The organism is Bacillus cereus (genome assembly GCF_007678085.1).
Taxonomy (GTDB): Bacteria; Bacillota; Bacilli; order Bacillales; family Bacillaceae_G; genus Bacillus_A; species Bacillus_A cereus_BE.
Genome location: NZ_VEDW01000001.1, coordinates 1,492,665 through 1,514,853, shown reverse-complemented (window position 1 = coordinate 1,514,853; position 22,189 = coordinate 1,492,665). Strand labels below are relative to the sequence as shown.

Here is a 22,189-nt window from a genome sequence, read left to right as displayed (position 1 = left end):
CGTATGAGTGAATTAAGGATTTCTTAAGAACCTATTAAGAAATAAGTGAGTTTTAGGAATTAGAATAAATGTATCTTAACAGTAATAAGGGAGTTAATGGTTTTAACGGAAGTCCTTATATTATGTTGAAAATTAATAAAGATGTATTTCAGGAGGTTTTTATGAAAAAGAAAATAATTATTGCACTTAGTGCTTCTGCTATAATACTGACTAATTTTGTAGGAAGTACTTATGCAGAATCGAAAACAGAAGTTTCTGTTACAGCTCCATACAATACAAATCAAATAGCGGAATGGTTAGAAGCACATGCAAAGCCTTTAAAAACAACTAATCCAACTGAATCTCTTAATGATTTAAAACCACTTAAGAATATGGTAGGTTCAGCTTCAATCGTAGGTTTAGGGGAAGCTACGCATGGGGCTCATGAAGTTTTTACGATGAAACACCGTATTGTTAATTACTTAGTATCTGAAAAGGGCTTTACCAACTTAGTTTTAGAAGAGGGATGGGACAGAGCTTTGGAACTTGATAGATATGTTCTTACTGGTAAGGGAAAACCAAGCCAACATCTATCACCTACATTTAAGACGAAAGAAATGTTGGATTTACTTGATTGGATTCGGCAATATAATGCTAATCCAAAACATAAATCTAAAGTGCGTGTCATCGGGATGGATATTCAATCAGTAAATGAGAATGTTTATAATAATATAATAGAATATGTAAAGAGGAACAATTCAGATCTTGTGCCTAGAATAGAAGCGAAGATAAAAGGTCTTATTCCTGTAACAAAGGATATGAATACTTTTGAGAGCCTTTCGAAAGAAGAAAAAGAAAAGTATATTTCAGATGCTAAACAAATTAGTGCTTTATTAGAACAAAATAAAAGGTATCTAAATGGAAAATCCAAAGAGTTTGCATGGATAAAACAAAATGCCCGTATTATTGAACAGTTTACTACAATGTTAGCGTCATCTCCGGATAAACCATCGGATATCTTTTTGAAACATGATATCGCAATGTATGAAAATGCAAAGTGGACTGAAGAACATTTAGGAAAAACCATTGTATGGGGACATAATGGGCACGTTTCGAAAACAAATATGATTCCTTTTATATACCCTAAAGTAGCTGGGCAGCATTTAGCAGAATACTATGGGAAACGGTATGTATCTATTGGAACATCAGTTTATGAAGGACAATATAATGTTTATAATAGTGACGGTGAATTTGGCCCTTATGGAACATTAAAATCAGATGATCCAAACAGTTATAATTACATCTTCGGACAAGTTAAAAAAGATCAATTTTTTATTGATTTACGTAAGGCGAACGGAGTGACAAAAACTTGGTTAAACGAACAACATCCAATTTTCGCGGGGATAACTACCGAAGGGCCTGATATACCAAAAACTGTTGATATATCATTAGGAAAATCATTTGATATACTTGTTCAAATTCAAAAAGTGAGTCCATCTCAAGTGCATAAATAAAAGTAGAATCGTATGTCTTAATGACAACGTGATAAGTGTTTCATATAGCGCTATGAAATTTTGTTATATAGCAAGAAAAATAATCATATTAGAAAAAATCAGCAATGTAACTTGTTAAGAGTAAAAAGAATATTCAATATTTAAAACACAAAAAACACCGAAGCGACATCGGTGTTTTTTTGCGCTTTCGGGGACAGATGCTACTTCAATCCTATCATTATAGAAACGATTTCGAATGTAAGGAATTCGTAAGGGATAGGTAAGAAAAAAGAGATTTTCATTGTGTAGGATAAAAACATAAGGAGGCGTGAAGGGGGGATAAGTACGGCCTACATATAAAACAATTAGTAACAAGAGTGTTTTGTGAAAATAATGAGTACAGTGATTGCAAATACATTGTTGCCTTTTCATCATTGGGAGAATGGATAGCTGTATGGTTCGTGTATGACACAGCTATCAACTATCTATACATTTTAATAGAAGAGAGGAATTCTTTATGAAAACACGTAGTAAAATTACATGTGCAAGTCTAGCACTTTTAATAGCTGGAAGTTCTCTGTTATACATAACACCAGCCTCAATTGTAAAAGCAGAACCCATCAAAAATGTATCTAGTTCTTTACAAACTAATACTCAAAATGATCGTACTTCCGTTAAGAAAGCAATGCGGGATGCACTGCAACTTGGATATCCGGGAATACTCGCTAAAATTTCTAAGGGTAGTAAAACTTGGAGTTATGCCGCTGGGATAGCGGATCTAAGAACAAAGAAACCAATGAAAGCAGATTTTCGCTTTCGCATTGGCAGTGTGACGAAAACGTTCATTGCAACAGTTCTACTTCAATTATCTGGGGAGAACCGTTTGAATCTAGACGATTCCATTGAAAAATGGTTGCCTGGTGTCATTCAAGGAAACGGATATGATGGCAACCAGATTACGATTCGGCAAATTTTGAATCATACAAGTGGTATTGCTGACTATATAAATTCAAAAGACTTTGATATTATGGATACAAAAAAATCGTATACGGCTGAAGAATTCGTAAAGATGGGAATTTCACTTCCTCCAGACTTTGCTCCAGGAAAGGGTTGGTCTTATTCAAACACAGGATACGTAGTACTGGGAATTCTTATTGAAAAAGTAACTGGAAATAGCTATGCGGAAGAGGTTGAAAAGCGGATTATTGAACCGCTTGATTTGTCAAATACATTCCTACCTGGTAATTCAAGCGTGATTCCAGGCACCAAGCATGCCCGTGGCTATTTCCAACTAGACGGAGCAAGTGAGCTAAAAGACGTTACTTATATTAACCCAGGTAGCTCGGATGGAGATATGATTTCTACTGCTGACGACTTAAACAAATTCTTCTCTTACTTACTCAGTGGCAAATTACTGAAGGAACAGCAACTAAAACAAATGCTTACTACAGTGCCTACAGAAAGAGAAGGAACCGGATATGGCCTTGGAATCTTTGAAACTAAGCTTCCGAACGGTGTCTCGGTATGGGGACACAGAGGTGGCGTTCTAGGGTTTTCCACTTTTGTTGGTGGAACACTTGGAGGCAAGCATACAGTGGCCGTCAATTTAAATAGCTTTAACCTTAGTAATCCTGATCCTTTTAAAAGTATTTTACTTGCTGAATTTAGAAAGTAGGCAAAAAGGAAAAGCGGATAAATTTTGTTATTTGTAATTTCAATCGGAATAGATTACTGATTGAAATTAGTATAGAGGGGATTAAGTATCTAGAAACAATCAAACTAATCATGAGAGATAGCTAAGGTTTATACATTGGCCGATTAAAAGAGCAACACATATAATGAGTTATACTATTGTATTTGTATGGGTATTGTCACTAATTGTAAATTTATATAAAGTGCGAAGTCTAATTTAAGACTTCGCACTTTTTCCGTTTAACAGCTTTTATTATGAAGCTATTAACAATAGAAAAAGGAGAATGTAACTAGTTATGGGGATGAATCTTGGTACATGTGCTATATAGGAATTTTTTTGGGGAATATACAAAAAACAAATTTAGAAGAATATATGAATTAGAGACAAGAAAGCTGAATTGAATTGAAAACCTTTACTTTTTTGTTTTGGAAATAGTATTTAATTAAACAGTATGGTACTTTATTTTAATAATTGAACAACTGCCTACTAAAAAAATTGATAGGCAGTTGCTTTGCTTTTGGGTGAAAAAAATGATTTTCCTTTAATCTGTAATAACAGTTATAAATTAATTTTAATTATCTTATGAAATAGGGAAAATCAATATAAGTTATAATTATTACTTGTTTTTTTGTTTTACTTGTTCTTTTAATTCATCAAGGGTCTTACCGCTAATATTGTCAGTAATAGTTTCATGTATTTCATTTTTTAATACAATTGTTTTTCCTGCAAGTTGTGCTTTGGAAGACATTTTACTTTCATTAATAGTTTCTATGTTTGTCTGAAGGTCTGCTTTGTTATTTTCATCAAAGGTAATTGCGAATGGTTCAATTGCTCCGTAGTAGTTACCAAATAATTGATCCTTCTTCAAAAACATCATATATTTTTTATTAACCATAGGTTCGATATATAAAGGATCCTTATTTTGCACCTCTTTAGTAGTTATCTTAGTAGCCTTTTTTGTAACTGTGCCATCTGGTGCAACAACTGCATTAGAATCTTCAAGTTTTACAGTTTCAGCGAAACGATGATTGATTTTTATTTGTTTATTTTCATTCACACCTTTAATTGTTTCGGAAATGTTGAAATTATATAGATGTCCTTCAACGTAATTTTCTTTGTCCTCTTCCGATGGATTACTTGGATTACGTGCCATATTCCACTTAGAGTCAAGACCTTCATATTCACCGATTACAACTAGATCTGCTTCATTAATCATTTGATTTAAATCACTTGTAGCAGGGAAATCTTTACTGAGAATAACAGTTTCGGTATTCTTATCTTCTTCAGCAACAGGGGAGAAGTGACTATTAAATGCTGAATATCCTCCCAAACCAATTACTGTAGCCAAAGGTATTGCAATTACCATAGTTTTTGCTTTTTTACTTAACATTAAGAAATCATCTCCTTTTTCTGTTAATAGATTGCATTTACACCATTTTTATCGTCAGTTTGAGGGACATGCATAGTAGTACGATTACGATTGCTGTTCATAATTGAAGTACCACTGTTGTGACCTATTCCTATTGCATGACCAAACTCATGGACTCCTGTACTTTTAGCAACATTTGATTTTGTAATATTTGTATTACCTGCGTTAATATCACCGGCAAATTTCGTTACTTTTTTAGTGGATGTATTATAAGATGTCTTCATTCTTCCATAATAAGTAGAGGAACTTTCAAACCAAGAGTTTAATGTGTTCACAGAAGAAGCAGAAACTGTAAAATTAATACGAGAAGCAGTGTACCAGGCTGAATCGGCAGCTTGCCAACCAGATTTGATGATACTTGAACCATCGTCTAATCGGTCTCCCCATTTATAGGTAGCTGATTTTGAAGGCAGTTTCCATCCTTCTTTTACATAAGCCTCTGAAACGCCAACGCTTGAAAAAACAAACACAGTACCTAATAAAAATGCAGTAATCCCTTTTTTAAAATTCATATTATCCCTCCAAAGATTATTTTTAACAAGAGAATTATAGCACCATTCTCTTCTTTTGGATTAATATTTAATTAAGATTTAGAATATTTTGTATTGAGAAAATATAATTTAGGGAGACTTTATTATAATGTATAAATATAAAGCAATGAAATGGTGTCTATGTTTATTCATATTTACTTTTTTAATTATTATTGGTAAAACAATTTGGTCCAGTATAGATGTGGCAGGAGTGTCTAGCGTGTCATCGAATTCTGAAACTATAGTATTAAATAAGACATTCAAAACTACAAATCATTTAAGCGAAATGGTTGAAGAAGCAGACGTAATTGTACTAGGTAAATATGACGGCTTATACTCTAAATGGAATATGGCAAACAGTTCATCACATGAGATTCAAAGTGAAGATGTTGAAGGCCATTTGTTTAGTTTTCATGTCAAAGAAATCTTAAAAGGGGACTATGTAAAGAATGAAATCTTAATAAATCATAGATATTCAGAAAATCTCGTATTAGAGGAAAGTAATGAAATCATTGATAAAAATGGAATCATTCTGAAAGGTGCTACGAAAGTGTTTACTAAAAAAGTAGAAAATAAAGATCCATTGTATATAAAACCAAAATCCGAGGAGACATATATAGTTTTTTTAAAAGAAAATAATAAACTTGGACATTTTTATCCAGCTTTAGAACCTTTTATGATTGAATTTGATGTAAGAAATATTGCACACTTAAAGAGCAATCTAATAAATTGGGATAAAAATAAATATAAATTTGAAACAAAGGTTAAGAATAAAACTTTTTATATTGAAAATGACATAGATTCAACGATCAAAGATAATATTAGCGGAAAAAAATTGAGGGACATTAAGGATTTTGTGAAGAGGACTTCAAAAATGAAATAACATTGTAATAAGTTATATTTCTATTATTAATTGAAAGTTATTACCCTATAAATTCAGTCATTTATTATATAACTGAGTGCATAAAAAATGAACTGAAATCTAATAAATAGCGTAAAAGCTAAAAGATTTTCGCTTTGAGAACATCTTAAAATATTAAATTGATGGTAACTTTGTTGTATCTCTTTAAACATACCTATATTAAAACCCAAATTTCTCAATTTAATGCTGAGATATTTGGGTTTTTCTAAAGTAATCAATTTTTTAAAAAATTGATTACTTTAGAAATTTAAAGATAAAGTATTGTATACATGTAAGTATGATTAAAAATGCAAAGTTGTAAATGCTAAATTTAATTAAATACGCCTTACTCTCTTTACCATTGGCTTGAGTGAATAGTTTATAGGAAATTACACTGGCTAAAGATGCGATAATTGTTCCAAGCCCTCCAATATTTACTCCTAGTAATAAAGCTTTCCAATCAGAAGTAAAGTTTGATAGAAGAATTGAAGTAGGAAAATTGCTAATCAATTGACTCAAAAATATGGAACTAAAGAAGACTGAAGTATCTCCTTTTAAATTAGCGCGAGCAAATGTCTCCAGCGCATCGGAATGGGAAATGTTTCCGATAAAAATAAAAAAACAGACAAAGGTTATTAGAAGAAAGTAATCGATCTTAAATAGTAAGTTTCTATCTAACGTAAATGCTGCCATCAATGTAACTACTAGTGCAATGTAATAATTAATGACACCAAAAATAGATGCAATGATAGTGATAAGTATCAAAATCCAGATGGTAGCTTTTTTTCGATTCTTCACGGTAATAACAGGTAGTTCTATTTTCAAATCTGTTTTTTGAAGTTTTTGAGTAAATATAAACAACAAACTGATTCCAAGTACAGCTAAAAGCAGGATTGAGCCTAAAAATGGGATGAGCTTAATTCCATAGTAAGAATATAAGTATAAATTTTGTGGGTTTCCCATAGGCATCAAGCTACTGCCGATGTTTGCCGCAATTGTTTGCAGGATGATTGTATCCATCATGTTCATTTGTGTTTTTTTACTAATGACAAGTGTTATTGGCACAAAAGTGAGGAGAGCGACATCATTTGTTACAAACATGGAGCAAATAAAGCATAACAAAATTAGAATAATAGATATTGATCTGCTGTTATTGCATTTATTTAAAATGGCAACGGCAAGTTTGTCTAATATCTTTAGCTGTTCAAAGGCCTTAATGGCCACCATTAGATTAAATAAGCTAATTAACACTTCAAAGTTAATATATTCAATCTTTGGCGAATATATTATGCAACTTACAATTGCTAGTATCAGTGAAATGGTAAGTACTATATCCTTTTTTAAAAATTCGAATTTCATAAGGAGTCTTTTTTTATTTTGAACGAATACGATTTCTTTCACAATACACCACCTGTAATCTATGTTAGTAGAATGAAACGCAAAGGAAATATACATTTAATAATAGATATTCAACAAATCTCACTAGGGGATTAATTGAGAAAACAAATGTTTTTTGTATGATACCATAAATAAATTAAATGTTTTGTTTTTTTTAATATTCTTATAATAACTTATCGATTCTTGATTTCAAATACTTTATATGAAGTTCTAAAAGAGAAAAAGTATGCATGTTTTTATGAAGAAAATAGAGACTTGTCAAAAGTTAGGTAGAATGGAATCCATGATGTTTGGATACTGTATAAAATTCACAAAACCTCACTGTTTTTTAGATGAAAAAACCTTAAAATATTTTTTGGTTTTTATAAAAATCTGTACTTTTTCGTAACATTCTGTACTTTTGATTATAAATTAAAAATAAGCTTCTCTTAGTTGAAGATTGAAAGCGCTTCATAGTTTTTCTATGAACTTTTTACCTAGCCTATTTTTGAGATTAGTAGTGAGAAAGGAGATATTTCCATGTTCTAGGGAAAATTAACAAAAAACCAGTTAATCACTATTGATTATTATGATTTAAATGTAAATCACCCGTAAACGAAACAAACATAATAGTACAACAACGTTAGTGGATAAGAATATTAGTTTTACAGAAGGGGATAGAGCACCGTGTGTATAAACGTTAAGTTCTTCAAAATTCCAGTTTTACAGTTACATGTTGTGATGTTTGCTTAAACAGGCCAATCCTATTCATATAGAAAATTTTTATCCTTGTTGTATTTGAATATGAATGAGGTATTTATGCCAGGGAATATAGGTGATTTTATATAGATTATGATAGATAAATTTTTGGTATGGAGTGATAATATGGAAAGATTTTTTGTAGATTTAGTCGGGTCAACGAATGATTTTTTATGGTCTAAATTGTTAATTATTATGCTTGTTATTTGCGGAATTTATTTTACATTTAAATTGAATTTTGTACAGTTTCGAATGTTAAAAGAGATGGTCCGTGTATTAATGGAGGGGAAAAGTGGTTCTAAAGATCAAATCTCTCCTTTTCAAGCGTTTTGTATTGGTATGGCAGCTCGCGTTGGAACAGGGAATATTACAGGAATTGCGATTGCGATTGCATTAGGGGGGCCTGGAGCTGTATTTTGGATGTGGATTATTTCTATTATTAGCTCGGCATCCAGTTTTGTTGAAAGCACATTAGCACAGATATATAAAGTAAAAGATAAAACTGGCTTCCGCGGTGGTCCATCCTATTATATGGAAAAAGGGTTGAATAAACGTTGGATGGGAGTATTATTCTCTATTTTAATCACAATTACTTTTGGTCTTGTATTCAATTCAGTACAATCAAATACAGTTACAATTGCTTTTCAAAATGCATTTGGTACAGATCGCCTAACAGTCGGGATAATCATGGCCATTGCTTTCGCTGCGATTATCTTTGGTGGTGTACAACGTATTGCAAAAATGGCTGAATACAAAGTGGTATTTTTAGCGGTATTATACATTGGAGTTGCATTATTTGTTGTAGTTACCAACATATCAAAAATGCCGGAAGTTCTTTCTCTTATTGTTCAAAACGCATTTGGTTTTAAACAAATAGCAGGAGGTTCAATTGGTGCAGCACTTATGAATGGGGTTAAACGTGGTTTATTTTCAAATGAAGCTGGTATGGGAAGTGCACCAAACGTTGCTGCAACAGCAACAACAAGTCATCCGGTGAAACAAGGACTGATTCAAGCATTTGGTGTATTAACGGATACACTGATCATTTGTACTAGCACTGCCTTTATTATTTTGCTTTCTGATGCATATAAACAACCGGGGTTAAATGGTATTGCACTTACACAAGCAGCATTAAGTGAACACATCGGTTCTTGGGCATCGGGTTGTCTTGCTATCTTTGTTTTTTTATTTGGATTTGGTGCGTTAATTGGCAACTATTATTATGGTGAAACAAATATTCGCTTCTTACATACAAGTAAAGTGTGGTTAATGATATACAGAATAAGTGTGTTGGCTATGATTGTATTTGGTTCCGTTGCAAAGGTTCAAATTGTATGGGATTTAGCGGATTTATTTATGGGCTTTATGGTTATTATTAATTTAATTGCTATTACCTTACTTTCAAAAGTAGCATTTGCGGCGTTACAAGATTATATAAATCAGAAAAAAGCTGGTAAAGATCCTATTTTTTATAAAGAAAACATTAAAGGGCTTAAAAATATTGAATGTTGGGACAATTATCAGGAAAATTCAAAAAAGAAAAGTGTGTAATAAGAAAGATATTCAGACTGCAATATGTCTGAATATCTTTCTTGGTTCTAGTGCAAATATTATTGATTATAGTAAAGAAAAAATCATTCTATATAAAGTTAATAGTACGGGGGAATATTTTTAAATGATAAAAGATTATAGCATTCAAATTGAGGGTCAAGAAAAAGTTTGCTTAGATCAATGGGTAGCCCATTATCGAACGTATGCCGCTAAGGGACGAAGCGCCAGTTATATTCCCGCTCTGGGGGAAATAAATGTATCGCAGTTAGGTATTTGTATAGTAAAGCCAGATGGAACAATGATAAAGTCAGGAGATTGGGAGATACCTTTCACATTACAAAGTATATCAAAAGTAATCGGTTTTATAGCCGCTTGTTTAAGTCGCGGTATTTCTTATGTATTAGAACGAGTTGACGTAGAGCCGACTGGAGATGCCTTTAATTCAATTATTCGTTTAGAGATACATAAACCAGGAAAACCTTTTAATCCTATGATTAATGCTGGAGCGATTACGATAGCTTCACTTTTGCCAGGAACATCGGTGCAAGAAAAATTAGAATCTCTATACGTATTAATTGAAAAAATGATAGAGAAGCGTCCTGCTATTAATGAAATAGTATTTCAATCCGAATGGGAAACGGCTCATCGTAATAGAGCTTTAGCATACTATTTAAAGGAAAATGGTTTTCTAGAATCAGATGTGGAGGAGACACTAGAGGTTTACCTAAAACAATGTTCGATTGAAATAAATACAGAAGATATTGCCTTAATAGGGCTTATACTAGCACATGATGGATATCATCCTATTCGCAAAGAACAAGTGCTCCCTAAAGAAGTAGCTAGGTTAACAAAAGCTTTAATGCTTACTTGTGGAATGTACAATGCTTCTGGAAAATTTGCTGCTTTCATTGGATTACCAGCTAAGAGTGGGGTATCTGGCGGAATTATGACACTTGTTCCCTCAAAATCTAGGAAGGATTTATCGTTCCAAGATGGATGTGGTATTGGTATTTACGGACCAGCCATTGATGAGTATGGGAATAGTTTACCAGGAATTATGTTGTTAGAACATATTGCAAAAGAATGGGATTTAAGTATATTTTAAAAAGGAGCACAGATATTTTGGTGTTAGAGTGAGTCCAAAAGTGTTCAGACCTTATATTGTGTCTGAACATTTTTGAGTTATAAAGTATCTTTCTAAAGTAGAAGAGTGTAATGAATACTCACAATCTATAATGCTTTCGTTTATATCTTATTTATCAGTTTTTGAAAAAAATAGAGTAAGTATTGTATTAATGCAAATAGGTTTGTATACTGACTGTTAGGCGAAAGTGAGAAGTGATTATTTTGAATCTTAGTAATTTAGTAAAAAAAGACATCTATATTCTCGTTTTAATGATACTTACAGTACCCTTAGTAGGTGAAATAAAGTCATTTCCCTTAAATGAAACATTTAGAATGAGCTTTGGTGCACCAACATTTTTCTTTTTTTTGTTATTATTTCGACGAGTTCCAGCATTTTTACCGGGTTTTTTAACAGCAATAGTCGTTGTAGTATTTCGTATCTCAATGGATGTCATTATAAAGGGAAATATGGATTGGCTAGCTGCTTTTCATACGCACTATCCTAGTTTTTTCTTTTATTTTACTTATTCGTATCTCTTTCATTTAGCAAAAATCAAACGTTTTTATCATCAACCACTAATGATTGGTTTTATTGGTTGTATTATTGAAATACTGTCAGACTGTGTGGAATTAATGATTCAATATTTCGTATTAAAAACATCAATCACATCCGAGGCAATAAATGAGATCATTGTTATCGCATGTTCCCATAGTTTTATAGTTCTAAGCTTTTTCAATATGATGAAATTGTATGAAGCGCAATCAAGGGAGAGACACATAAAGAAACAAAATGAACACATGCTCATGCTCATCTCTAATTTATATGAAGATGCTGTTCATTTAAAAAAAACATTACAAGATGCTGAGAATATAACAAAAAAATCCTATGATTTATATAAAACCTTAGACTCTTTTGAGCACAAACAGATGAATTTTCAGTTTGAGGATTTAAGGCAACAGGCATTACAAATTGCTGGCGAGGTCCATGACGTTAAAAAGGATAACCAACGCATTTTTGCGGGACTTTCAAAACTAATTTCTGATGAAAGTTTTACAGATTATATGTCTGTACATGAACTGGTAAACATCATTATACGGGCAAATACGAAATATGCACGGTTGCTAGAGAAAGACATCCAATTTGTGTATAAAATTGATGGTGTGCATCCTCATTATCATATTTATACAATCTTATCTATTATAAATAATATCGTAACAAACGCTGTAGAAGCTATCCAAGGTATGGGAATCATCACAATTGACATTAATAAAGACCATCATTTTGTTGAATTTCGAGTAGGAGATAACGGTCCAGGTATTTCTTCAAAATATAAAGATTCAATTTTTGAGCCTGGTTTTACTTCTAAATATGATGATTTAGGCAATCCATCGACAGGCATCGGACTATCGTATGTTAAAGAAATGGTCGAACAACTAGAAGGTGATGTTACGCTTGAGGACAGAACCGAAGGAAAAGGATCAATTTTTATAATTAGATTAGGGATTGATCATATAATTTCGAAAGGGTGATTCTATGTATTTTTATATAGTAGATGATGAAAAAGCGGTTCGCTCAATGTTGGCTCAAATTATCGAGGATGAAGATCTTGGAGAGGTTATAGGAGAAGCTGAGGATGGTTTATCTTTAGAGCAACACATGCCAATCCTTAAAAAGATAGACATTTTATTTATCGATTTGTTAATGCCGATTCAAGATGGAATAAAAACAATTCGTCAAATAAAGCCTTCGTTTAAAGGGAAAATCATCATGGTCTCTCAAGTAGAATCAAAAGAATTAATTGCTGAAGCTTATTCGCTTGGCGTTGAATACTATATTATTAAGCCAATTAACCGGATTGAAGTATTAACAGTTGTTCGGAAAGTCATTGAAAGAATTCGTTTGGAAAAATCGATAAAAAACATTCAAGAATCGCTTAATATGGTATTAAAATTGGATAGTAATTCAAGTGCGCAAGAAAAATACCGTAATGAAAAACATTTAAATACTTTTAATCACTTTCAAAATTCCATTCATTTTCTTTTGTCTGAATTAGGAATAGCCAGTGAAAGTGGAAGTAAAGATTTAATGGATATGCTAGATTATTTATATAAATATGAACAAGATAACACGTTGGAACAAGGTTTTCCTTCACTAAAAGAGATTTTTATGAATTTAGCTCAAAAAAAACTTGGGGATTCAGCTGAAGATGCCGAATTAAAAAGGTTCATAGAAGCTTCCAAACAACGGATTCGGAGAGCAATTTATCAATCATTAAACCATTTAGCTTCCCTTGGACTTACTGATTTTTTAAACCCGAAGTTCGAAAATTATGCTTCTAGATTTTTTGATTTTACTACCGTAAGGAGAAAGATGACAGAATTGAATAATGAACCAACAGTACCTGCTCGTATTGATACGAAAAAATTTATTCAAGTTCTTTATTTTGAAGCAAAACGAATACACTTGGAATTAAGATGATAAACTCTTGCTCATTATTATTTTCAATTAATAGATTGATAGTTGTTTTCATGTTATTTGTTTTATGTAGTCTTTCTAAGAGAGTAGTTTCCTTTATTTCATATTGGTTTTAAAATCAGAAAATTCCGTATCGATTTGGTAGAAATGTACTAACTTGGAACAAAAGAATATGTATTTTTACACATTAATATCCATTAAAAAAAACGAGTATTTCTAAAATAAAATATAACTACATAGTAAGTTGAATTGAAAAAAAGATGCTATCTTCTAGCATCTTTTTTTCTTTAAGAGAAAATATCATTGATACTTATATTATTTGAAATTCAAATGCAGGCATATAAATAAGGGAAAAGGAGATAATATTTAACAAACTATAATTTGGAAATGGTATTTTAGGTCAGAAATGTTTTTATACTAATTAGGTTATTGGTACTAAATAAGCATAATGTCTTGCTTTTATGCTCTTTAATCTTACAGTTATTTTTTATTAAGTACATACCGTTCTTTAGAAGTCTCAATCCTAGCAGAGTATATAAATTGGGTGATAAACATGTGGAACATAATTACTTCTTATCTTCCAGATTGGAAAGTCTTTGTACAAGCTTTTATCTTGTTTTTAATTCCGTATACTATCTCAAGATTTTTTCATTGGGTTCGTATGTCAGAGAAAGAGTGGGAAGAATGAGTTGGTGGAAGTCAAGAGACAAACAAGTGAAGAAAAATAATATTCAAAATAAAACGAAACAAGAGTATAAACCTTCTCAAAATACAATCGTTCATTTCACAAATGATTTTGCCTCTAACTTAGAACTTATAAAGCAACAAATCGGACATAATTCTGATGTTCGCTTTCGGAAGTTTAATATTGGACGCACAGATATTCAAGCTGGGATCATTTTTGTTGATGGTCTATCAGATAAAGAGATCATTGACAAACATATTATGAAATTACTAATGGATGATTTTTCTGACGAATATAAAAATGAATCTTCTTATGTGGAGGGGACTGTTTCAAAAGAATATATTAAAAATAAAGTTCTTACAATTAGTGAAGTAGCAGAAGTCCATTACATAAAAGATGTGATATCCAAAGTATTGATAGGTTCAACAGCTCTTTTAATTGATGGTTTAGCAGATGTGTTTATTCTTGGTACAACAAAAGCAAATAAACGAAACATGGAAGAACCAGTATCGGAGGCATTAGTCAGAGGTCCACGGGTGGGGTTTACTGAAGTATTAAGTGACAATACCTCACTTTTGCGACGGCATTGTGCGGATGAGAACTTATCATTAGTAAAGCTACCAGTAGGAGAGCGTGCAAAGAAAGAGCTAGTTGTCGCATTTATTAAAGATCTTGCTAGTACAGAATTGGTGGAAGAAATAAAAAACAGAATTCAGAAAATTGACATAGATAGTGTACTCGAATCTGGTTATATAGAGCAACTCATTGAAGATAATTATCTCAGTCCTTTCCCGCAGATTCAAAATACAGAACGACCTGATCGTGTTATTAGTGCTTTGATGGAAGGCCGAATAGCTATTTTGTTAGATGGAACACCATTTGTTTTAATTGCTCCAGTTACATTTAGTATGCTGCTGCAATCACCAGAAGATTATTATGAACGGTGGATTCCTGGTACGCTTCTCCGCTTATTACGCTTCATAACAGCTTTTGTTTCATTATTTGCTCCAGCACTGTATATTTCTTTTATTTCATTTCATCCAGGATTAATTCCCACTAAGCTAGCTATTTCTATTATCGGGTCGCGAGAAGGAGTTCCTTTTCCCGCTTTAATTGAAGCGTTGATTATGGAAGTAGCCATCGAAGTTTTACGAGAAGCAGGTTTACGTCTGCCTAAACCGATTGGACCTGCAATGGGAATTGTGGGCGGTTTAATAATTGGTCAGGCTGCCGTAGAAGCAGGAATCGTTAGCCCAATAATGGTTATCGTTGTTGCGGTAACAGCTATTTCTTCTTTTACTATCCCACAATATAGTGTGGGAATTACGTTACGCATTCTTCGTTTTGTAGCTATGTTTTGTGCTGCGATATTTGGCTTGTATGGAGTTATTCTCTTCTTTCTTTTACTTTGCAGTCATTTAGTGAAACTGAAAAGTTTTGGCGTTCCTTATACTAGCCCTGCTGTTCCGTATCGATTTAGTGACTGGAAAGATTTTATGGTTCGCATGCCATTAAAAATAATGAGACGTAGACCAAAAATAATGCATACTAAAAAAACTATCCGCAAAAAGTAGCTGATGACGAAAGGAAGTGGCCTTCAGTGATTACTAAATCCCAAGACCGAATAACAACTTCGCAAGCAGTTGTTATTATTGTAAATTACATACTCGGAACAGGAATCCTCACTCTGCCCAGAGCATCTGTGGAAAAAGTGAAAACACCAGATGTATGGCTAAGTGTGATATTAGGTGGAATACTCGCAATGGTTTCAGGAGTAATCATGGTCAAATTAAGTCAAGGATTCCCAGAAAAAACCTTTTATCAATACAGTCAAGAAATTGTAGGGAAATGGATAGGCAGGTTACTCAGTTTTCTTATTATAGGTTATTTTCTTACAACCTCAGCTTTTCAAATTCGTTCAATGGCAGAAGTAATAAGCTTTTTTTTGCTCGAAGGAACTCCTACATGGGCTATTATTATGCCTTTTATGTGGATAGGTCTTTATTTGATTATGAGTGGTATTAACTCAATTGCACGGATGTTTGAAATAATATTCCCTATTACTGTTTTTATTTTTTTAGTCATTTCCTTTATGAGTATCGGAATATTTGAGATAGATAATCTCCGTCCCGTATTGGGTTTTGGGATTAAACCAGTGTTAGATGGGATAAAAACAACGTCTCTCGCATATACAGGTCCTGAAATTATGTTAATTCTTTTGGTATTTATGGAACAACGAAATAAAGCAGTAAAAGCTATTTTAGTTGGAATTTCTATTCCGTTAATCTTTTATGTAATAACTGTTGTAATGGTCATCGGTGCATTATCAATTGATGGGGTTGTAACAAGAACATGGCCGACAATTGACCTTATGCGCAGTTTTGAAATTTCTGGTTTGATATTTGAACGTTTTGAATCTTTACTACTTGTAATATGGATTATGCAAATATTTGCTACCTATACGATTAGTTACTATGCAGCTGCATTAGGATTAGCCCAACTCTTTAAAAAGAGTATTCATCCGTTTATTTTTGCTTTGATTCCAATCATTTACATCATTGCTATGACTTCGAAAAATATAAATCATTTGCTTAAATTGGGGGATATGCTCGGTAATGCTGCTATATTTTTATTTGGTTTACTGCCACTGCTCCTTCTTATTATTAAGCGATTAAAAGGAGGAATAGTGTGAAAACGAAATTTAATTATATGCGGTTCTATTTGGCTTTGTTATCGATGCTTGTGCTCCTATTTTTAACAGGATGTTGGAGCAGTAAAGAAGTAGAAGAGTTGAGTTTAACTGCAGGTATAGCACTAGATAAAGGGAAGGATTCAACAATTGAGAAAGAGGATGAGGAAGGAGGATATCCTAAAAGAAATCTTATAACAGCTACTTATCAAATTGTTAGTTCGCAAGCACAAAGTAAAGGAAACGGACAACAAAAACGGTATATAAATGTTTCTGAGACCGGTGATTCCATTCATCAAATTGTTCGGGAGCTTTCATTGAAAAGAGAGAGCGAAATGTTCAGCCCGCATTTAAAAAACATTGTTATTAGTGATAGTCTTGTACGTACATACAGTTTAGAACAATTACTTGAACAGTATCTCCGTGACAATGAAGTTCGGCTGAGCTCTATGATCTTAATTAGCAAGGGGCTAGCGAAGGAGGTACTGGAATCAAACAAAAAAGGAGAAATCCCAGCATTTCGTTTGTCTGGAATTGCAGATAATAGAAATAGAACAACAAGGATTTTGGCTCCTGTATCGCTCGCTAAATTAGAAGGAAAGATGCGGTCAGGGTCCAGTTTTCTTTTGCAAAATGTAATCTCGATGAATGGCGAAACAAAATTTGCAGGAGCTGCTGTAATTAAAGGGAAGACAAAAAAATTGATGGGCTTTTTAAATGAACAGGAATTGGAAGGAGTAGTATGGATAAACGGAAAAAGGAATGGTGGTGTGGTAAAAACTTTTGATAAAGAATCAAAGAAACTCGTTATATACGAAATAAAGTCAATAAAAAGCAAAATCATACCACATGTTAACGGAAATAATATTTCCTTTGATGTAAACATTGAATCAGAAGGACGTTTGTCTGAAAATTGGGTGCAACCAGGAAAAGATTTTGAAAATGAATTTTTAAAAAGGGAAGAAAAAGCTATTGAAAATGAAGTAAAGCACTTAGTACATCATGTTACAAAAAAAATACAAAAAGAATATCAAGTCGATATTGCGGGTTTTGGCAACCAATTAAGAATTAAACACCCGAGAACATGGGAGGAAGTCAAAAAAGATTGGGATCGAACATTTAGTAAAGTACCGATTAAATATCATATAAATGTAACTATACAAGATTATGGAGCATCAAGTTTAAAACGGTGAGACGTCTTAATTGACCTTATATTTACACAAAAACAAAAATTTTTGTAACTTTTTGTTTTTTTATGTCCTTCTTATTATAAATTAAAGAAATGATTTTACCCTATACGTTTCTTTTGCGTTATAAAAGTAGATCACAATAGTTACTATTTAACGTTAGGAAAGAGGAATCGTTATATGTCTTGAATAGGAGGGAGTTTGAAGTGCAAGCGAAAGCGGTACAAATAGAAGAAATCTATCAAGAAATATTAGATGGTAAAAGAAGTAGGTTTCCACCGAATACATGGAAAGAAGATAGCAATAGAGAGCTATCTAAAAGGGTTACAAAATATTTAATTGAAACAATTTTAAAATGGACTGAAGAGGATATTAAACAAAAATGGAATACCCCTTTAATTATAAAATATCGATTACTCGGCACGCTCAAACATGGTTATGATAACAGTCCCTATAAGATGATTGAAGAGTTATATCCTAATAGATTTAAAGAGTGGGAGTTTGGTATGGCACCATTAAATTTTTGGACTAAAGAAAAAGCTCTTGAAGCATTAAAATGGACTGTCGAAGAAAAAGAAAAGCTAAGTAAAGTAGAACTACTCAAATTCTATAGTAAAAAATGGTTAGAGAAAAATAAACTCAGTGCACCATTAGTTATGTATTGGAATGGTAGCCCTTATGCAATGATAAATTCTTTATATCCTAATAAATTTAAAGAGTGGGAATTTAGTATGACTCCTAACAAGTTTTGGACTAAAGAAAAAGCATTGGTAGCATTAAGGTGGACTATTGAAGAAAAAGAAAAATTAACTTCTTTTCAATTATTACAAGTTTACAGTGTAAAATGGCTTACTATTCATAAATTAATTTCTCCTTGTCAAATATTCTGGAATAACAGTCCGTACTCCATGATCAATGAATTATATCCTGGTCAAAATAAAGAATGGGAATATAAATTCACACCTACCGGATTTTGGACTGAAAAAAAAGCATTAGAGGCGCTGAAGTGGACTATTGAAGAAAAGGAAAAACTAACAGAGGAGCAATTACTATCTATGTACACACAAAGATGGTTAATTAAACATAAGTTATGGACACCATTAAGAAGATATTGGAAGGGAAGTCCATACAATATGTTAAATACTTTATACCCCAATCGTTATGCAAAAGATATGTTAAAAGGTTATAAAAATAAATAATGATTATATTAGAAGTCTTACTTATATCATACAATATCAAGTTTAATATAGAGTTAATAAAATATTGATTTAATTAATTCTTAACTTAATTATAGGAGCGAAATTATATGTCACTTTTACGAGATGAAGCATTAAAAATGCATAAAGAAAAACAGGGGAAGATTGGTGTTTATTCTAAAGTTAAAGTACAAAATTCAACAGATTTAAGTCTCGCTTACTCACCAGGTGTTGCTGAGCCATGCTTAGAGATTTATAAAGATGAAAGCAAATTATATGATTATACAATGAAAGGGAATCTAGTTGGAGTTATATCCGATGGAACTGCAGTATTAGGTCTTGGGAATATTGGACCTAAAGCAGCTATGCCAGTGATGGAGGGAAAAGCTTTACTTTTCAAATCATTTGCTGAGATCGATGCTTTTCCTATTTGTTTAAACACTAATAATCCGGATAAGATTGTTGAAGTTGTTAAATTATTAGAACCAAATTTTGGTGGGATAAACTTAGAAGATATTGCAGCACCTCAATGCTTTGAAATTGAGGAGCGCCTAAGAAAATCTTGTGATATTCCTGTTTTCCATGATGATCAACACGGTACAGCTATTGTAACGATTGCTGGCCTAATTAATGCACTTAAGTTAACAAATAAAAAAATTGAAGATGTGCAAATCGTTGTAAATGGTGCTGGTGCTGCTGGGATAGCGATTGTTAAGCTGTTACTTCATATGCATGTAAAAAATGTTATTTTGTGTGACACAAAAGGGATAATATATGAACAGCGACCTATTGGAATGAATGCGCTTAAAGAAGAAATAGCTCGTATTACAAATATAGAACAGAAGCGGGGAACATTAGCAGAGGCCCTTATTGATGCTGATGTATTTATTGGAGTATCAGCTGCAGATGTAGTTGATGAGGATATGATTCGTTCTATGAATCATAATCCTATTATTTTTGCCTTGGCTAACCCTACACCTGAAATTATGCCTAATAAAGCAAAAATAGCAGGAGCACTAGTAGTTGGTACAGGACGTTCTGATTTTCCTAATCAAGTAAATAATGTACTAGCTTTCCCCGGAGTTTTTCGTGGAGCTTTAGATGTACAAGCAAAAGAAATTAATGAAGAAATGAAGCTAGCAGCTGTTTATGCAATAGCTGAGTTAATTTCAGAAGAAGAGCTTCATGTCAACTATGTCATTCCGAATCCGTTTGATCCTAGGGTGGTGCCACATGTAGCATATGCTGTCGCACGTGCTGCAGTGGAAACCGGTGTTTCAAGAAAAAATATCAGCATGTCTGAAATTAAAAACAATCTATTCAGGTTAACAAAAGAGGCAAATATATTAAAATAAATATTTTTCTTAAGAAAATATTATGTAGTAAAGGTTATCTACTTAGTTCTTAGCGTATAAAAAGTTAAATTATGTATATCTCCCTTTCTGATATTTGTAAAACGCATATATTTATTCCTTGTGAAGCATGGCAATTAACAAAGTCTTAAAAGGAGCGAGTTTAAATGATGATTGTTCTTCAGGTAGTTTTAGCAATTTTTATTGTAGTAGGGGGATTCATAAAAATTTTTCGTATATCTTTTCAGGTAGAACATTGGCAACAATATCAATATCCATTATGGTTTATGTCTATAATTGGTTTTATTGAAATTATTGGAGCAATAGGAATAATCGGTGGTATTTGGAATCAATACTTAGCGCTAGGAGCAAATATATTATTAGCAGTTCTCATGGTCGGAGCCATTCATTCTCATATGTTTCGAGCAAAACAATCTATTTTAATGATAATCCCTGCATTACTTTGTTTCATGCTATCTATGGCGATAATTATTTGGAATTTAAATACATTTTCTTAAGCGTAACTATAAATTTTGAAAATAAGTAATTATTAGAGGAATATGTAAACTCTATTTAAAATGGTGAATAGTTAAAGAATATTAATTCCGAAAAATTATCACCATTTTACTCTTGTTTTTAATAGTTCTATGAATAGAAAGTCTCTTCATTTTTTTAATGCATGCTTGTAAAGTACATACAAAAGCATATCTCATTATAGGAAGGAGAATTTTTAAATTCTATTGATAAAACCAGTAATTGTAATAGCACTTATTTAGAATAATAATTTCAAAATCAATAAAGTTTAGAATAGAAGGAGCAAGATCAAATTATTATGAATAAACAAATAGGATTTATCGGATGTGGAAACATGGGTATTGCTATGATAGGTGGAATGATTAATAAAAATATAGTGTCTCCAAATCAAATAATTTGTTCAGATTTAAACGTCAGTAATTTAAAAAATGCTAGTGATAAATATGGTATAACTATAACTACTAACAATAATGAAGTCGCTAACAGTGCTGACATTTTAATTTTATCAATTAAACCAGACTTATACACATCGGTAATTAACCAAATAAAAGACCAAATAAAAAATGATGTAATTGTTGTAACTATTGCTGCAGGAAAAAGTATTAAGAGCACTGAGAATGAATTTGATAGAAAGTTAAAGGTTATTAGAGTAATGCCGAATACACCGGTACTTGTTGGGGAAGGAATGTCTGCATTATCTTTTAATGAAATGGTTACAGAAAAAGATATAAAAGAGGTACTAAATATATTTAATAGTTTCGGCCAGACGGAGGTCGTAAATGAAAAATTAATGGATGTTGTTACATCTATTAGTGGTTCTTCTCCAGCATATGTGTATATGTTTATAGAAGCCATGGCAGATGCTGCTGTACTTGACGGTATGCCGAGAAAACAGGCTTATAAATTTGCGGCTCAGGCTGTATTAGGTTCTGCAAAAATGGTATTGGAAACGGGAATACATCCAGGTGAATTGAAGGATATGGTTTGTTCTCCAGGGGGAACGACGATAGAAGCTGTAGCAACATTAGAAGAAAAAGGTTTAAGAACAGCTATCATTTCAGCTATGAAACGTTGTACGAAAAAATCTATGGAAATGTCTCGTTTAACTAGTAAGTGAGAAGATTTGTTTAGGCGTAACTTCATATCCATTAATGTAAGCTATTATTTAAATTAAAAGCTTGTTGCTATTCTCTTATAGAGAGCGGGGCATAAAATTGCCTTTCACAATGGTGC

Annotated in this window: 17 protein-coding genes; 14 read left to right on the top strand and 3 right to left on the bottom strand. The window is 32.3% G+C overall.

Annotation, left to right across the window (positions count from 1 at the left end; genetic code table 11):
• Window positions 1–161 precede the first annotated feature (161 nt).
• Both FS742_RS07755 and FS742_RS07745 read left to right on the top strand, forming a co-directional pair.
• On the top strand, window positions 162–1,493 hold the full coding sequence (locus FS742_RS07755) for an erythromycin esterase family protein (RefSeq protein ID WP_144611854.1): 1,332 nt from the start codon (window positions 162–164) through the stop codon (window positions 1,491–1,493).
• Window positions 1,494–1,989: 496 nt separating this feature from the next.
• Window positions 1,990–3,147, top strand: coding sequence for a serine hydrolase domain-containing protein (locus FS742_RS07745; protein ID WP_144611852.1), 1,158 nt, complete (start codon window positions 1,990–1,992; stop codon window positions 3,145–3,147).
• 634 nt (window positions 3,148–3,781) lie between these two features.
• Here FS742_RS07745 and FS742_RS07740 read toward each other — a convergent pair.
• Both FS742_RS07740 and FS742_RS07735 read right to left on the bottom strand, forming a co-directional pair.
• The gene (locus FS742_RS07740) at window positions 3,782–4,555 is read right to left on the bottom strand and encodes a hypothetical protein (protein WP_000949362.1); all 774 of its coding nucleotides are present in this window, start codon (window positions 4,553–4,555) and stop codon (window positions 3,782–3,784) included.
• A 23-nt stretch (window positions 4,556–4,578) separates the two neighbouring features.
• Window positions 4,579–5,106 carry a matrixin family metalloprotease gene (locus FS742_RS07735; protein ID WP_001009604.1) on the bottom strand — a complete coding sequence of 176 codons (528 nt, stop codon included), beginning with the start codon at window positions 5,104–5,106 and terminating at the stop codon, window positions 4,579–4,581.
• Window positions 5,107–5,233: 127 nt separating this feature from the next.
• Here FS742_RS07735 and FS742_RS07730 point away from each other — a divergent pair, with 127 nt between their 5' ends.
• Window positions 5,234–6,007, top strand: a complete 774-nt coding sequence (locus tag FS742_RS07730; protein WP_144611851.1) for a hypothetical protein — start codon at window positions 5,234–5,236, stop codon at window positions 6,005–6,007.
• Between the two features lie 273 nt (window positions 6,008–6,280).
• On the opposite strand, the gene FS742_RS07725 is transcribed toward FS742_RS07730, so the two are convergent.
• Window positions 6,281–7,426 (bottom strand): anion transporter, encoded by a 1,146-nt coding sequence (locus tag FS742_RS07725; protein WP_144611850.1) that lies wholly within the window; start codon window positions 7,424–7,426, stop codon window positions 6,281–6,283.
• Window positions 7,427–8,287: 861 nt separating this feature from the next.
• Here FS742_RS07725 and FS742_RS07720 point away from each other — a divergent pair.
• The 11 genes from FS742_RS07720 (at window position 8,288) to proC (ending at window position 22,073) form a co-directional block, all read left to right on the top strand.
• Window positions 8,288–9,712 (top strand): alanine/glycine:cation symporter family protein, encoded by a 1,425-nt coding sequence (locus FS742_RS07720; RefSeq protein ID WP_144611849.1) that lies wholly within the window; start codon window positions 8,288–8,290, stop codon window positions 9,710–9,712.
• A 124-nt stretch (window positions 9,713–9,836) separates the two neighbouring features.
• The gene (gene glsA / locus FS742_RS07715; RefSeq protein WP_144611848.1) at window positions 9,837–10,817 is read left to right on the top strand and encodes a glutaminase GlsA; all 981 of its coding nucleotides are present in this window, start codon (window positions 9,837–9,839) and stop codon (window positions 10,815–10,817) included.
• A gap of 233 nt (window positions 10,818–11,050) precedes the next feature.
• A complete protein-coding gene (locus FS742_RS07710; protein ID WP_048527826.1) occupies window positions 11,051–12,367 on the top strand; it encodes a sensor histidine kinase in 1,317 nt (438 codons plus the stop codon).
• Between the two features lie 4 nt (window positions 12,368–12,371).
• Complete coding sequence (locus tag FS742_RS07705; RefSeq protein ID WP_000274068.1) at window positions 12,372–13,316, top strand: response regulator; 945 nt, start codon at window positions 12,372–12,374, stop codon at window positions 13,314–13,316.
• Between the two features lie 681 nt (window positions 13,317–13,997).
• Entirely contained in the window at window positions 13,998–15,572 is a 1,575-nt protein-coding gene (locus tag FS742_RS07700; RefSeq protein WP_144611847.1) for a spore germination protein, read from the top strand.
• Between the two features lie 26 nt (window positions 15,573–15,598).
• Window positions 15,599–16,690, top strand: a complete 1,092-nt coding sequence (locus tag FS742_RS07695; protein WP_000629019.1) for a spore germination protein — start codon at window positions 15,599–15,601, stop codon at window positions 16,688–16,690.
• Window positions 16,687–17,880 (top strand): Ger(x)C family spore germination protein, encoded by a 1,194-nt coding sequence (locus FS742_RS07690; RefSeq protein ID WP_144611846.1) that lies wholly within the window; start codon window positions 16,687–16,689, stop codon window positions 17,878–17,880. The genes FS742_RS07695 and FS742_RS07690 overlap by 4 nt, the downstream gene beginning before the upstream one ends.
• Window positions 17,881–18,080: 200 nt before the next feature.
• On the top strand, window positions 18,081–19,073 hold the full coding sequence (locus tag FS742_RS07685) for a DUF4046 domain-containing protein (protein WP_144611845.1): 993 nt from the start codon (window positions 18,081–18,083) through the stop codon (window positions 19,071–19,073).
• Between the two features lie 107 nt (window positions 19,074–19,180).
• Window positions 19,181–20,425, top strand: coding sequence for an NAD(P)-dependent malic enzyme (locus tag FS742_RS07680; protein ID WP_000055207.1), 1,245 nt, complete (start codon window positions 19,181–19,183; stop codon window positions 20,423–20,425).
• Between the two features lie 164 nt (window positions 20,426–20,589).
• Window positions 20,590–20,940, top strand: coding sequence for a DoxX family protein (locus tag FS742_RS07675; protein WP_144611844.1), 351 nt, complete (start codon window positions 20,590–20,592; stop codon window positions 20,938–20,940).
• A gap of 314 nt (window positions 20,941–21,254) precedes the next feature.
• On the top strand, window positions 21,255–22,073 hold the full coding sequence (proC, locus tag FS742_RS07670) for a pyrroline-5-carboxylate reductase (protein ID WP_001041306.1): 819 nt from the start codon (window positions 21,255–21,257) through the stop codon (window positions 22,071–22,073).
• The last annotated feature ends 116 nt before the right edge of the window (window positions 22,074–22,189 follow it).